At 45.5% G+C, this 15,505-nt stretch carries 12 protein-coding genes; 5 read left to right on the top strand and 7 right to left on the bottom strand.

Annotated elements, in window-relative coordinates; all coding sequences use genetic code 11:
* The first annotated feature begins 131 nt into the window (after positions 1-131).
* Complete coding sequence (gene gdhA / locus RQP52_RS06225) at positions 132-1,502, top strand: NADP-specific glutamate dehydrogenase (protein ID WP_315950132.1); 1,371 nt, start codon at positions 132-134, stop codon at positions 1,500-1,502.
* Positions 1,503-1,544: 42 nt separating this feature from the next.
* Here gdhA and RQP52_RS06220 read toward each other — a convergent pair whose 3' ends face one another.
* From RQP52_RS06220 to RQP52_RS06210, 3 genes are all read right to left on the bottom strand, one after another.
* A complete protein-coding gene (locus RQP52_RS06220; RefSeq protein WP_315950130.1) occupies positions 1,545-1,997 on the bottom strand; it encodes a GNAT family N-acetyltransferase in 453 nt (150 codons plus the stop codon).
* Positions 1,998-2,080: 83 nt separating this feature from the next.
* Positions 2,081-3,199, bottom strand: a complete 1,119-nt coding sequence (locus RQP52_RS06215; RefSeq protein ID WP_315950128.1) for an acyltransferase family protein — start codon at positions 3,197-3,199, stop codon at positions 2,081-2,083.
* A 117-nt stretch (positions 3,200-3,316) separates the two neighbouring features.
* A complete protein-coding gene (locus RQP52_RS06210; protein ID WP_315950126.1) occupies positions 3,317-5,536 on the bottom strand; it encodes a helix-turn-helix domain-containing protein in 2,220 nt (739 codons plus the stop codon).
* Positions 5,537-5,964: 428 nt separating this feature from the next.
* On the opposite strand from RQP52_RS06210, the gene RQP52_RS06205 reads away from it, so the two are divergent.
* The 4 genes from RQP52_RS06205 (at position 5,965) to RQP52_RS06190 (ending at position 10,677) form a co-directional block, all read left to right on the top strand.
* Positions 5,965-6,861 carry an ABC transporter permease gene (locus RQP52_RS06205; RefSeq protein WP_315950409.1) on the top strand — a complete coding sequence of 299 codons (897 nt, stop codon included), beginning with the start codon at positions 5,965-5,967 and terminating at the stop codon, positions 6,859-6,861.
* Between the two features lie 22 nt (positions 6,862-6,883).
* Entirely contained in the window at positions 6,884-7,753 is an 870-nt protein-coding gene (locus RQP52_RS06200; RefSeq protein ID WP_315950125.1) for a carbohydrate ABC transporter permease, read from the top strand.
* A gap of 67 nt (positions 7,754-7,820) precedes the next feature.
* Positions 7,821-9,347, top strand: a complete 1,527-nt coding sequence (locus RQP52_RS06195) for an extracellular solute-binding protein (protein WP_315950124.1) — start codon at positions 7,821-7,823, stop codon at positions 9,345-9,347.
* A gap of 103 nt (positions 9,348-9,450) precedes the next feature.
* Entirely contained in the window at positions 9,451-10,677 is a 1,227-nt protein-coding gene (locus RQP52_RS06190; RefSeq protein WP_315950123.1) for a BNR-4 repeat-containing protein, read from the top strand.
* Positions 10,678-10,789: 112 nt separating this feature from the next.
* Here the strand turns inward: RQP52_RS06190 and RQP52_RS06185 are convergent, their stop codons facing one another.
* Genes RQP52_RS06185 through RQP52_RS06170 form a run of 4 tightly spaced genes read right to left on the bottom strand, consistent with a single transcriptional unit; the run spans position 10,790 to position 15,488 of the window.
* Positions 10,790-11,866, bottom strand: a complete 1,077-nt coding sequence (locus tag RQP52_RS06185) for a dihydrodipicolinate synthase family protein (RefSeq protein ID WP_315950121.1) — start codon at positions 11,864-11,866, stop codon at positions 10,790-10,792.
* Complete coding sequence (locus RQP52_RS06180; RefSeq protein WP_315950408.1) at positions 11,866-12,882, bottom strand: NAD-dependent epimerase/dehydratase family protein; 1,017 nt, start codon at positions 12,880-12,882, stop codon at positions 11,866-11,868. Before RQP52_RS06180 ends, RQP52_RS06185 begins: the two co-directional genes overlap by 1 nt.
* Positions 12,882-14,528 (bottom strand): TIM barrel protein, encoded by a 1,647-nt coding sequence (locus RQP52_RS06175; protein ID WP_315950119.1) that lies wholly within the window; start codon positions 14,526-14,528, stop codon positions 12,882-12,884. The genes RQP52_RS06180 and RQP52_RS06175 overlap by 1 nt, the downstream gene beginning before the upstream one ends.
* 51 nt (positions 14,529-14,579) lie before the next feature.
* Positions 14,580-15,488, bottom strand: coding sequence for a Gfo/Idh/MocA family protein (locus RQP52_RS06170; RefSeq protein WP_315950117.1), 909 nt, complete (start codon positions 15,486-15,488; stop codon positions 14,580-14,582).
* Positions 15,489-15,505 lie beyond the last annotated feature (17 nt).

Genomic DNA, 15,505 nt, shown 5'->3' with positions numbered 1-15,505 from the left:
GGGCACTTCATTCACTCAGCAGAGTAAGCTTACATGACATGTAAATTTTAATTGATCAAATGCTTCGGATAAGGTAAAACTATTATAATAAACTTTTTTAACTATACTTGATTATGAAGGCGGATGAGATTGTGATAGTACAGGTCGACAACGAAACAGTTGCAAGTGAATACGTACACGGCGTATACGAAACAGTAGTAAAACGTAATCCTCATGAGAAAGAGTTCCATCAAGCAGTGAAGGAGATTCTTGAGTCCCTGATCCCTGTTCTCTCCAAACATCCGAAGTATATGAAACATGGTATCCTTGAACGAATCGTCGAGCCAGAGCGCTTGGTCACTTTCCGCGTGCCATGGGTGGACGACCAAGGAGTTACCCATGTAAACCGCGGTTTCCGTGTGCAATTTAACAGCGCGATCGGACCTTACAAAGGTGGTTTGCGTTTTCACCCTTCCGTTAATGCAAGCATCATCAAATTTCTTGGATTTGAACAAACTTTCAAAAACTCCCTTACAGGCCAGCCAATTGGCGGCGGTAAAGGCGGCTCTGATTTCGATCCGAAAGGCAAGTCCGATAATGAAATCATGCGTTTTACGCAAAGTTTCATGACGGAGCTTTATAAATATATGGGGCCAGATACGGACGTACCTGCTGGCGATATTGGCGTTGGTGCGCGGGAAATCGGCTTCATGTTCGGTCAGTACAAACGAATTCGCGGTGCATACGAGGCTGGTGTTTTGACTGGCAAAGGGATTATCTATGGCGGCAGTTTGGGGCGTACAGAGGCGACTGGGTATGGTTGCGTTTACTTTGTAAATGAAATGCTACAATCCAAAGGCCTTAGCTTTAACGACAGCACTGTCGTTGTTTCCGGTTCAGGCAATGTGGCGATCTACTCCATGCAAAAAGCGATGCAGTTAGGCGCTACTGTCGTAGCTTGCAGCGACTCTAACGGCTATATCTATGATAAAAATGGAATCGACCTTGACACAGTGCGCCGTTTGAAAGAAGTCGATAGAAAGCGAATCAGCGAGTATGTCAACGAGCATCCTACAGCCACTTACCATGAGGGTTGTGACGGCATTTGGACAATTCCATGCGACATCGCTCTGCCAAGCGCGACGCAAAACGAGATCAATGAGGAATCGGCTAAAATCCTGGTAAGAAATGGCGTACAAGCTGTTGGCGAAGGTGCCAACATGCCATCCACGTTGGAAGCCATTGAGGTATTCCTGAAAGCAGGCGTGCTCTTCGGACCTGCTAAGGCAGCGAATGCCGGTGGTGTTGCCGTATCAGCGCTTGAAATGTCTCAGAACAGCATGCGTTACTCCTGGCAATTCCATGAGGTAGACGATAAGCTTCATGCCATTATGAAAAATATTTACAAAAGTGCTGTTCAAGCGGCAGAGGAATACGGCCACCCGGGCAATCTGGTTGTAGGCGCTAATATTGCAGGCTTTACTAAAGTCGCAGACGCGATGATTGCACAAGGTGTTGTCTAGACTCTCGAAGATCAGGTTGCCACATTAGCTGGCAGCCTGTTTTTAGTTTTCACGGAATGTCTTTATGAAATTTTTCTGGTCCTTCGTAAACTGATACCCTCGTCGCTCGTAGAAATGGTGAGCCTGTACACGAGTTGGATGCGATAACAGTTTTATCCCCGAATATCCGGCATCCTTTGCCCACTGTTCAAGACTTTCAATCAACATGCTGCCAATCCCTTGACCCCTGTACGCCACATTGACAACGAACCCCAGGATGTTTACTAGTGAGTCAGCAAACAGTAATTCGTAGGGACTGCCATGAATATATCCAATCACCTCGTTATGTTGTTCATACACAAAGATGACATCTTTTGTTTTGGTTGTAAGGGTGACTAACTTCTCTTTTACTTTCTCTTCCGTAAAGACAGATAGATTCGGATTAAAGTGTTGGTTCAACAAATAAATATCCTGATAATCAGAAATCCTAACTTCTCTGACATTCTTATCTCTCAACTTGAACATCTCCAATCTTCACATTCCGTGTCACATTTTCGCCAAATAAGGAACATCTCTATGTACTAGTTCGCCTTTCTTTTTCATTGACCTGCCCGCTCTGCATCTATCCATTTGACTTTTCTTTTCGTTGTTATCCGATCTCTTATCTTCATAATCGGCACTTCGTAATACCTGTGCATCAGATAAGTAAACGAAATCATCAGAATCAGAGAAAATGCCAGCAAATACAGGCTGTGGCCGATCCGACTTGTTGTATTTTCCCGGCTGAACCAGACAAAAATATTCCAGTGAAACAAGTAATAACCGTAACTTTGCGAGCTGATGAAGCGGAAAAAGGCTCGTAATTTAGGGAAATCATCCATTCTGGGAAGATGCACTTCCAGATAGGCGATTAACATCGCGATAAATAGCGAAACGAAAGTGAACAAGAACGTCCGGTTAAACCAGGAATGATCCATCGTTTGATTTTGAATGCCGGTGTAAACCAAGTAACCGCTGAAATAAGCCAGTCCGCCTAACGCAAGCAGCAAGGAAACTTTGCCAGCCAGAAACTTCTGGTAGACATTTGTATGGTACGTTTTAATGCCCGCCAGAATAACGCCGAACATGAGACTATCAAGTCGAAGCGGAATTTGTTTGCGTATCCCGAAATCCCAAACCGGCTGACTGACCGATACATGATAGATACGAAGAAGGAGCGGAATAATAAGGATAAGAGATGTAAGGATGAAGAATGCGGCGGATTTATGCCGAAATTTTCCTGTAAAAAAGAGCGGTAGCGGGACCAGCAAGTAGAACCACTCTTCGATCGACAAACTCCATGAAATCGGCAAAAAAGATAAATCCTGTTCCTTGAAGTTTTGCAGAAAAATCAGATTCGTGACATCCACATGGTGATTAACAAATAAATAAGTCGTGAGCACCGCAAAATAATACAGAGGCAGCGTCCGGAACCAGCGGCGGAAATAGAAATTCTTGAGTCCTAACAAAGTACCGTTATCCACGATATCACGCAACAAAATGCCACCGATTAAAAAGCCGCTTAAAACAAAAAACAACTCCACCGCCAAATATCCGGTCACATAATTGAGCGGGTTGAAGTCATGATACTTCATGAAAAAGAACCCGAGTCCGTGGCAAAATAAAACTAGCAAGATGGCCGTGCTGCGAACGATATCCAATCCGGCATTGCGTTCCATTCCCCTGCTCTCCTTCCATTAAGTTCAGTTATGTAATCGCTTACCATTTACTATATAGTAAATGGATTTTCAATATGTCAAAAATAGACCCTTAGCTGCGCGCTAAGGGTCTTCAGGTTAACTAACTTCGTCTTCCGTGCGTTTCTCTCTACGAAACTCGCGTGGTGGCATCCCCGTGAATTTCTTAAACATTCTGTTGAAAGAATTAATGTTCTGATATCCTGAACTACTGGCGACATCCTGTATTCGCAGATCAGTTTCCAGCAGCATTTGCTGCGCCACCCGGATTCGTACCCCATTAATGTAATCAATGAAGTTTTCCCCCGTCTTCTCCTTGAAATACGTAGACAAATAGCCTCCTGTTATATGTAGGTGCTCAGCTACGATATCCAGCGTAATATCTTGAGCAAAATGCTTATTCACGTAGTCCACAACAAAATCAATGACTGGATCTTCATTTTTCTGATTACTTCGAATCTCCTCGCAGGCTGCAACAAGCAATTGACTGAAAAATTTGCGATAATGCCGACCCGAATAAAAGCTCTGACTCGTGCTCAATCCGGCGATAACGGGTTGGATGGCCCGTTCATCTAAACGCAGCACATGGAATGCTTTGCGTACCTTTTGGACAATGTCAATTAAAAATTCTTGATATTGCAGCACTGTTTCACACTTGCGTTCCATAAGAGCAAGCTGGCGATCGAGCAGATGAAGCAACTCCTGTGTATTCCCTGCTGCCAGATTGCAGTCGAATTGCTGTTCTTGAGCAGACGTTAGCAAATGTACGGATTGACGACCAGCAAGCTGTCGCACAATTTGCGTATCCTCGTTAAGCTTCCGTTCTTGCAGCAGCTTAACCGTCTGCTCATAGGCCTCTGTGAAATCAAACGATTGAGGAAATGCCGGTGAGATCGCGATGGTTAGAAAATAAAAATCAGCATCATGAGCTACGACGTTCAGTAATTCAGCCATATAAGCATCCATACGAGAATCGTCAATCTCATTAATGACCGATAGCATTTGCCGGCTCTCGATCTGAATAGTTAAGGAAGCGGGGAATGCCTTTAGCAAGCTATGATTAATATACGTATAAATGCTGTAAGTTAACGGGCCTGGCTCTTCTTTCATTTCCTCCCAGAACCTATCTTTGTACGTAATCTCGTACACGACGAAACGATATTCCTGAGTGGAAATCATATCAATGGCTCCTGGAGAGCCGCTATATATTTTCTTTAGTTTATTTAAGTAACTGTACGACAAGAGTTGGATATTCTTTTGAGCCAGATCCGATTGAATCCTTGCATTCGTCTGCAGCATATCATCCAGTTTCTGACCGATTAACTTAAACTCGCGAATATTGCTCTTAAATCGAACATCCTCACCTGCTGACATCTGCAGCGAGGATACCAGCTGCTTAACCGGACGGTTAAAGCGAACACTGAACAGTACGGATATAACAACACTCACGATCAAGGAAAGAATGAGTAGAACTAATAGTGTCACATTAAGTTTTGAAATCTGCTTCGAAATGCTTGCACTAGGTATGATATTTATATACGTGTACCCACTGTTCTGTCCGGTCTGATAAAAGTAATAGGTATTGTCACGCAGCAAATACGTTTTGTCTACCGGCAGTTCTGGAAGCTCCTCTCGATTAGCCAAACCTCCCGTTGAAAACAAAGGTAAACCCTGCTTGTTCAAGATTATGAAATTGGCGTTCACAGAACGATGAAAAGCTTCGAATAGCTGATTCGCATCCATCATCGCAACGATGTAGAAGTCATCATTTTGCCAGTGCTTAAGCACATAAGGGATGAACAATCCTTTGGTTGTCACATCACCTGCTTTATGAAAAGAATGCTCATAAAATTTGGACATGGGAAACATCCTGGCACTATACGTTTCGTTGAATTGCCTTTGCCAGAAAGAATCCGGGTAATCGGTGCTGGCATAGAACTTTTCGAACATAGATGTTCTGTCATTGGTCCCTATTCTGCTTAACGTTAGCGAACCTTCCTTGAAGACAATAATGGCATTGTCTACATAGATCAAAGGATTGCCAACAACCTTAATTATCTCCTGTTTGACCCTATCCAGCAGCGCATAACGAGCATTCCCGCTGGCCTTCTGAAGACGATCCACGTCATCGTTAAAATAAAGAGCATACATTTGCTTCTGAACGAGTTGAAAATGTTCCTCATATCTCTCTGAGGTAAATCGGATGTTCTGCGCGTTATAACTAATGATTTCATTCCTAATATTGTTCTGGAAAAACGTAAACGACAAGTAATTAAAAGACATAAGCAGCACAATGACAGTGAGAAAGCCTAGCAGCAAACGAATGAGCAAGGAAGACGTTCTAGATTGGACTCGCGAAAGTAAACGTATCCTACTCCCCTCCATATCTGTTTTTATGGTCTTTCCTATCTCAATGTATGTATTTATCATCTACGAAAAGTCTTACTTAAATAATACGGAAAAAAGCCTATTTTGCCTATTCACTTTTTCACGAAAACTTAACATATTTACGAATTTCATAGAAGAGGGGACAATTCGGAATTATTATGGATTACATTCTATAAGAACGGTGCTATGCTAATTTCGAAATAACAAGAACATCAACACCTAGGAGTCGCCGGGCAATGACGAATGACAGCACTTTCAAGTACTCATGATCGGGGGGGGATACTCAAATGAATAAGTTAGACGCAGCTGGAGCAAATCCGGAGACTTCCTTACCGGGCGTTCCCGGTCGAACTGTTCTGATGTGGAGGAAGATCGCAAAAAGCAAGAGTTTGCTTCTCATGTTCTTACCATGCTTGCTGTATTATTTAATTTTTAAGTATTTACCTATGTTCGGAATTGTCATTTCGTTCAAGGACTATAACCTGTACAAAGGGATATGGGCCAGTGAGTGGGTTGGTCTTAAGTATTATAAGATGTTCTTCCATAGTCCGGATTTTTGGATCATTTTGCGAAATACTTTTCTACTTGGCATTAATAAACTTATTTTCGGATTCCCTGCCCCAATTATCTTGGCCTTGCTTCTTAATGAGGTCAAGAACATGGTATTCAAACGATTTGTTCAAACCGTCAGTTATTTACCGCACTTCATCTCTAATGTCGTTGTTGCTGGAATGGTCGTTATGTTCTTATCTCCTTCTCAAGGATTTGTTAATCGTATGATTCAATCCTTTGGCTTCGAACCGATTCATTTTATGATTAAACCCGAGTTGTTCCGATTCATTTATGTTGGTTCAGAGGTTTGGCAGCATATTGGATGGGAGGCCATCATTTATTTGGCAGCACTTTCTTCCATTGATCCTTCCCTCTATGAAGCTGCTGATATAGACGGCGCCAGCCGCTGGAGGAAGCTTTGGAACGTCACACTGCCAGGAATATCCACGACCATTATCATATTGTTCATCCTTAATGTCGGTCGGGTGCTGGAAATAGGATTTGAGAAGGTATTCCTGCTGTATAACCCGGCCACCTATTCTACCGCCGATATTCTAAGCACCTATGTGTATCGTACAGGGCTCGTTAGCGGTAATTTCAGTTACGCTGCAGCTATAGATATGTTCACTGGAATTGTATGTTTCTTCTTCATCTATAGCACAAATGCACTAAGCCGTCGCCTATCACAAACAAGTCTGTGGTAATTCTTGAGGAGGATTCTTCCATATGACACGCTCCAAAATAACTTTATTTTCAGTCGTTAACATCGTCATCCTTCTAGGAGTTGTACTGCTTACACTCTATCCATTTATCTATATGGCCGCTGTTTCGCTAAGCAGCAACATTCATGTGCTCAAAGGAGAAATCAGCTGGTACCCAAAAGGCTTCAACCTTGACATGTATAAGGTCGTTTTAAAAGATCCGCGCATTGGCACCGCCTACTGGAATACCATTGTTTACGTCGTGTTGGGCACCACCCTTTCTCTTGTTATCACATCGCTAGGGGCTTACGCTCTTGCCAAAAAAGATATGGTATTCGGGCGTGGATTCACAATGATCATTATATTCACCCTATTCTTCAGCGGTGGGATGATCCCAACTTTCCTCGTTGTAAAAGAACTAGGCGTCATCGACACGGTCTGGGGCATGGTACTTCCTGGCGCTGTGAGCACATGGAATTTGCTCATTATGCGTACCTTCTTCTCCAATATACCAGTAGAATTAGAGGAATCGGGACAAATGGACGGACTGGGCAATTTTGGCGTTTTCTTCCGGATCGTTGTCCCTTTGTCGCAAGCGGTATTCGCCACAATCGGTTTGTTCTACGCGGTAGGATTATGGAACAATTTCTTGCTGCCGCTGCTATATTTACGAGATCAAGAGCTTTTCCCCTTGCAGGTCATTTTGCGCAACATCGTCCTTGCCGGACAATCGAACCAAGCGGACATTGCAGCAGTTGGCGATGCAAATGTTGTGCTGGAAGAACCGCTGAAGTTCGCAACGATCATGGTTTCCACAGTTCCCATCCTTCTCGCCTACCCTTTCCTGCAGAAGTATTTTGTCAAAGGCGTAATGATCGGGGCGGTCAAGTCTTAGCTATGCTGAGCAATACCCCATTAATGCTCAATGAGAAATTAGTAAAATGAAAAGGAGAGGTTCACGCATGAAGAAATGGACTACGACACTTGGATCACTATTAATCAGTGCCTCCATGTTGGTAGGCTGCTCAGGTACAACATCTACGCCAACAGCGACGGACGCAGGCAGTTCAACTAAGCCTGCAGTCAAGGCAGAAAAGCCCAAAAATACGTTTACCATGTTATTAGAGGTTCACCCGAATTGGCCGTATAACAAGGACTGGGTTGTCTGGAAGTGGATTGAAGAGAAAACCGGCGCCACTTTCAATGTTCAGCTTCCGTCTGGAGAACTGAAGGATACCATTAATCTGAATGTAGCTTCTGGTAACATGCCTGACATCACCTTCTTCAATCCTCGCGCAGATGCTGATAAATTTGGGCAGCAAGGGGTTCTCGCCAACATTCTGGATTATAAAGATGTCATGCCGAATTTAACAGCTTGGCTGAAGAAATACCCGGACATCGCGAAAGCTGCTTTGGCCGCTGACGGTAAAATGTACATGCTTCCCAATGAAGGCTTCGGTGAAACGAATCGAGTCATCTGGATGTATCGGGAAGATATTTTCAAGAAAAACGGGCTTAAACCTCCTGCCAATTATGAGGAACTGATTACTGTGGGCAAGAAGCTGAAGGAACTATACCCTAACAGCTATCCATTCTCCTTCCGAAGCGGAGCCAATCTTGGCATCCTTAACTTTGCCACCGCACAGTTCGGCACAATGAACGGTTTGTTCCAGGATGAGAAAACGGGCAAAGTTCGCTATGGTCCTATTGAGAACGAGTACAAGAAGATGATCGAGTTCTTCCAACGTATGCAAAAAGAAGGGCTTATTCCACCGGACTGGCTGACTTTCAACGTTCAACAATGGCAAAATGCCGTTTCTAATGACCAAACATTCATGATACTTGATTATATCGGTCGTCTCGATCTCTTCAACATCCCAATGAAAAAGACGAATCCTAGCTTCAATCTGGCATTCATGCCCCCTCCTGAGGGCGTACCCGGATTTAGTGTAAACCCTTATACGCACATTCTGGAAACAGGCATGACCTTCTCTTCCAAATCCAAGAAAGTCAAGGAAGCACTCCAGGCTTTCGATTGGTTTTATAGTGAGGAAGGTAAAGAATTGCTCAGCTGGGGCAAAGGCGACGAAGTGTACATCACTGAGAATGGGCAAAAGAAATTGCGCCCTGAATATCTGGATATAACCGATGTTCGTAAAAAGACGGGATTAGCGACGAATGGAACCTACACTTGGTTTAATTATGACGCTCATCTGATTCCTGCAACACAAGAACAGCGTAATGCCTATGATCTGGCCAGGAAACATGACAGTGTCTACCATGTGAGACCACAGTACATTGAAAGCGAGCTGTCCAATGTATCCTTGCTTCAAGCAGCCGTAGACAAGCACCGCAACGAGCAAATCACCAAATTCATACTAGGTCAACGCAGCATGGATGAATGGGATCAGTATGTTGCCGAAGCTAAAAAGATTGGTGTAGACGAGCTGATGAAAATCACTCAAACCGCTTACGACCGACTTAAGTAATACGCTTCTCTGTTAGTAGAATCAGTAAACAAAGAACGCCTTACCGGGAGCTGCCGCTTCCCAGTATGGCGTTCTGTTTAATCAGAGATAAGGAGAATGACAGATGAATTCACCCTTAAGTTTGACACAAGAGTTCACATTCGACGGGGCTTGGTGTTTTTTCGCCGATCCTCGTGCGCTCTACTATCAGGGTCAGCATCATAGAACGTATGTCGGCTGGTTGAATAGCACTGGAGATGTATGGATCGGCTGCTACGATCACCTCCTGGGAGCCTACGACACTTTCTTGATCCGTTCTGATCTTCAGCAGGATGATCACGCCAACCCATCCCTATACATAGACGAATCGGGGCATATCACGATCTTTTATTCCGCCCACAATGGGTCCAAGATGTACTATCGGACAACACGGTTGCCAGAAGACCTCTCCTCTTTCGGAGCGGAAATGCAGCTTCCTGCGAATACCGATGGGCATTTCGGCTACACCTACCCTACTCCAATCTATCTATCGGCGGAAAAAAGGCTCTATTTGTTCTGGCGTGGAGGCAATTTCAAGCCTAATTTCAGCGTGTCCTCGGATTTGAATCAAGGTGAATGGTCCCCGGTGCGCACGCTGATCATGGACAGCGGACAACGGCCTTACATCCGTTATGCCTCCAATGGGAAAGACACGATACATTTCTCCTGTACCGATGGACATCCGAACATTGAACCTTACAACAGTATTTATTATGCCCGTTACCGAGAAGGAGCCATATATCGGGCAGACGGCTCGTTAATCAAGCAATCTGTAGATTTACCGCTAGAACTAACCGAAATAGACAGAGTGTTCGACGGCACAAGTGCACAACGCAATGCCTGGATTTGGGATGTAGCCGAGGATGAGCAAGGCTATCCCGTCATCGTTTATGCCGTATTTGAGTCCTTGGAGGATCATCGTTACTACTACAGCCGATGGGATGGCGCACATTGGGTGACGAATGAGATCACAGCTGCCGGCCGTTGGTTCCCTCAAACCCCTGAAAGTGTTACAGAGACTGAGCCCTATTATTCTGGCGGAATTATTCTGGATCATTCCGATCCATCCATCGTGTATGTATCCCGGCAAGTACAAGGGACTTTCGAGATCGAACGGTGGTCTACTTCTAATCTTGGGGTCACGTGGTCATCTGCAGCTATAACGGCAAATTCTGCCTCCCATCAAGTGCGGCCATTCCTGACTCGTGGAAGCCATGACGGACAAGCCATCCTCTTCTGGATGAGTGGAGACTATATACACTACACGAATTACAATACTTCTATAAGATCATTGATTCCTACTTCCAGTTAACCTCTTCACCTGATTGAGTTGGAAAAACTACCGTTATTCTAAGCTGGCTTGCAGCAGAGGCTCCCCCTCAGTCACTTGATGACTTTTGGGGGAGCCTCTTTGTCTTTGGTTATTAGTTCGCGAGCCATTCTTTCAAATACTTTGCCACAAACTTATCATCGTTTAAATGCGGATAATCCGCGTACATCCGGTCAATCTCCTCATCTTGGCCTGGAGATAATACCTCATTTGGGTTCAGACACCATGTCCCTTTTAACAATCCTTGACGGCGCAGAACTTCATGTATGCCCGGAATGCAGCCTTCAAAATGGTGCGCCGGGTCAAAAAACGCGGCGTTCGTCTCCGTTACCTCGATATTTCGAGTTAACCATTGTTTGTCAATCTGCCCAGCATTTCTCGCTTGCTTGATTTCCTCCAGCAGCTCGACAGCCTTTTGCGTCCAAACCGCCCAATGCCCTAGCAGCCCACCGACGATGCTTTTTTCAACAGGAGCACCATAGACTTGAAAGCGGTAGGTTGTCAGCAAATCGTTAACAATATTATCATCATTGCCCGTATATAGAGCAATCTCGTCACGACGGCTTGAATAGCAGACGGCGCGAGCAACATCAATCGTCTGGTAACGATTAAACGGCGCCATTTTGATCGCGACAATCCCTGGAATTTCGGCAAACTGCCGCCAAAAATCAAAGCTGAACGTACGCCCGCCTACCGATGGCTGCAAATAAAAGCCGATGACCGGCATTTGACCGGCCACCTCTCTCGTTCGCTCTAGAATATCCGCTTCCTTCCAATCCTGCAGACCGCCCATGCTAAGGAGCCCTGCGTCATACCCTAACTTAAGTGCCAACTCTGATTCTGCCAGAGCCTGCTTCGTAGGACCGCAAATCCCTGCTACTTTAATAAAAGGACGCTCTAAACCCGCTTTGTCTACTTCCTCTGAAGCCATTCGCAGCACCGGTTCCAGTAGATTGACGTCTTTATTACGAATTTCAAATTGGGTAGAATGTACGCCAACCGCTATCCCTCCAGCGCCTGCCGCCATATAATAACGGGTTAACGCACGCTGATGCTGTTCATCAAGCTGACGGTTTTCATCCAAAGCCAGAGGATGAGCAGGAATCACAAGCCCTTCATGCAGCGCCTGCAGCTTGGTCTGAGACAAGCTTCCGCTTAAATTGGAAGGCATTAGAATTTCCCCTGCCTTTCTTGGAAATGAGTTTCCTTATTCCAAGTTGCACCGTCACTTGCCACCCATTCGGCAATCCAATCCAACATTTGGAGAAGTGTCACCCGCGGATAGCCGAATAGTTGAAAAGCTTTAGAGGCATTATTTAACAGCGCATCCTCCGCTTCCTGCCCAACAATGACAGGTTGCGTGCCCAGCCGCTTACCAAATTCATGAGCAATCCAACGCATGGAGATCGTTTCCGGGCCTGTTACATTCAAAAAATTCGGAGGACTTGAACAAATAGTCAGACTCCTCAGGGCAATTTCGTTGGCGTCTCCCTGCCAAATGCAATTCGCATGCCCCATGGTCACATCGATGGGCTTTCCGGCTTTTACCGCTTTGGCGACTTCCAGCAGCACACCATATCGAAGATCAATCGCATAATTCAGGCGATAGATGACCATCGGAATCTCATATTTCCGAGAAAAATATTCAAATATACGTTCACGACCGAGCGTTGATTGACCATATTCTCCAAGCGGAGATGGAGCTTGCGATTCTGTTGCACCGCCCTGGAAGACTGGGGTAAACGGATATATATTTCCAGATGAAAAGACCACAATGCGGGAATTTCTAAATTTTTCCGCTACGCGTCCCGGCAGGTACACATTCATTGCCCATGTGAAATGCTCGCGTCCCGTAGTCCCGAACTTATTGCCTGCCATGTAGATGATATTTTTCACATCAGGAAGTTTTTGCAACTGCTCATCATCCAACAGATCGCACGCAATCGTGTGGATGCCCTCCTGCTCCAGCTGCTCTTTCAAGCCATGCTCCGAAAATCGCGAAACACCCCAAATTGTTTTTTCAACACCAGCTTTCTTCAAAGCATTCCTAGCAAGTCTCGCTAAGCTTGGCCCCATCTTCCCCCCAATACCAAGCAGCATGATATCCCCATCCAACGCAGCCAGATCCTGAATTAAGGCTTCTGACGGCTCCGCAAGTTTGGCTTCCAATTCTTCAATTGATCTAATCATGCCTGACCTCCTTGTGTAGATACTTGCGGTACTTGCAGCAGTCCATATGAATCTCGATCCACATACAAGGTGCAATCCGAATGTGTCCGCAAGATGGATGCCGGGCAGGAAGTAGATATGGGTCCGCGAAGTGTTTGTTCAACAGCAGCGCGTTTGGTTGGTCCTGGAACAATACAAAATAAGTGCGCGCCAGCCATCATCGTCGGTATGGTCAAAGTGAGTGCATGGGTAGGAACGGCATCGAAGTCCGGGAAACAGCCGTCATTGACCTGCTGTTGGCGGCAAGCAGCATCGAGTTCAACCGGTTTAATGATGAAGCTGTCTGCAAAATCGGCCACAGGAGGATCATTAAAAGCAATATGACCATTTTCCCCGATACCGAGGCAGATGATATCAATTGGCGCAGCCGCAATCAGATCGCTATAGCGTTGACATTCCTGCTCAATAGTCGTAGAGCTCTGAATCAAGTGAAGCTCCCCGGGTTTAACTAATTTGAACAGTCTCTCTGATAAAAACTGACTGAATTTTTGCGGTGCATCATCGGGAAGACCGATATATTCATCCATATGAAATGCGGTAATACGAGACCAGTCGATGCCTTTCTGATTCACGAGTTCCGCCAGAAATTCATTTTGAGAAGGGGCCGCCGCAAAAATGATCCTTACTTTGTCTTTTTGAGACAGCAACTCTTTGATCTTCGTTGCTGCCTCTACGGCAGCTGCAGCCCCCATGATTTGGCGATTTTCAAAAACTTTCACTTTAAGATGCTTTGCTTTCTCTTCTTTCAGCGACGGATGGCTAAACAGCTTTCTTAATCCCTCTAGGGATTGCTTGGTCCCCTCCATTTTACTGCCGCCAGGAGGAATGTAGTGAGTCTCTATGACATATAGCCCCTTGTATCCCTCGTTCTCCAAATCATGAATTTGTTGCATGTACGGAACTCTACCGGAGCCGATTGGCACGCAGGAGGGCTTGCCGCCGCTTTCGATCAAGGCATCTTTCAAGTGCACATGGGCTAACAGATTTTTCACTTCGTTATACACTCGGGGATAAGACCAGATCTCTCCCAAAGCTTCATTGCCGGGATCCCATAAAGCTTTCAAGCTTGGAGAGTTGACCTTCCGAATAAGCTTAGCTACTTCGAAAGAATAACCTCCGTTGCAGGAGCCCTCATTCTCTAACAACAAAATGATGTTGTGCCGTGCAGCAATTTCAGCTGCTTTTTTTAAGTGGCCTGCGACTTCATCTGCGTACTGCTCAGGCTCTTTCTCACGCCAAAAGGAAAAAATCCGAATAAGGCCAGTGCCAAGTTTCTCAGCAATCTCAATTGTTCGAGCAAGCTTTTCAAAATGAGCATCAACACTCTCCTCCTCCTGCCCGAACCTGTCCCCGGCTTCAACAGGCCGAGTTGGATCAAGTGCGCATTTAAATAAAGGTGAAGCCAATGCAGATATGTGCAGGCTTCGATTATCGACTTCTTGACGAACCCGCTCTACCTGCTCATCCGTCAGATTGGCTACATTTATTCCGTCCACCATGCGAACTTCCACGTATTTCAAGCCTTCGGTTTGTATCCAATCCAGCGCTTCTATGAAATCATGGCTTACTTCATCGCTAATGACGCCAAGTCGGTCCCATATCATAAGTTATACACTCCTTCAATAATGCAGATTGTATGTTCAGCAGAAGATAGTTTAGAGCTTGACCGTTTTCCCAGTTGCCCGGCTTTCGTTCGCCGCTTCCAGGAAGCGAATGATTTCAACCGTTTCTTGAGGATCAATTGATGGCGTTCCTGATTGGAACATGGCTACCGCCGCCTCGACTAGGCCGGCATATTTTGGTTTCGGATGCTTGTCGCCATCAACGAATTCCGTTTTGTTCACGCGATGGATGACAGCCCCAAACGTTTTATTTCCCTGTCGGTTGCCGCGAATTGTCCCAATTCGGCCATCCTCCCAAACACCGACGGCCAGTTCATGGAACTCGCTCGTGCTTGCGGTCACCTGCACACACCCTTTGCCCATTATGCGATACAACATTTCGGCGGCGTGAATCCCGTACCAGAACAGACCAGGCTGTGTTGGCTGGAGTTCTGCAGGTCCGTAGCAATCGGCGCCAATAATATCAGCACTATTCTCTGAAAGGGAATCAACCAGCCCTTGTTCATAACGCAGCGAGGATGCACTCATCAACGGCACGTGATACTCGGCCGCCAACTGTACGATTTCCTTCGCATCAGAGGTCGAAACGGCAAACGGTTTATCGATGAACACCGGCTTCCTGAAGGGAGCAATTTTACGAAACTGTTCCAAATGAATGCGTCCGTCTACAGAAGTTAGTAAGATGGCATCTGAACGTTCCGCTACTGCCTCTGGAGAATCAAGCAGCTGTACACCGTGCTCGTCCCGAATCGCACTTGTGAACCGCTCCAACCTCGAATAGCTCAATTCAAAATCAGGCGATCCGCCGGGAAAAGCATAAGTAACTTTCCCTCCGGGAACATGAAACTCATGATCTTGCTCGTTTAGCAACTTAGTGAAAGCTGTGCAATGGGAAGTGTCAAGTCCGATCATCCCAATAATTAATGATTTTGGGTTAGTCATAACAATCAGCCCTTTCT

Origin of the sequence: Paenibacillus violae (genome assembly GCF_032461945.1) — a bacterium.
GTDB lineage: Bacteria > Bacillota > Bacilli > Paenibacillales > NBRC-103111 > Paenibacillus_E > Paenibacillus_E violae.
This window is presented reverse-complemented; position numbering and strand designations above follow the sequence as displayed.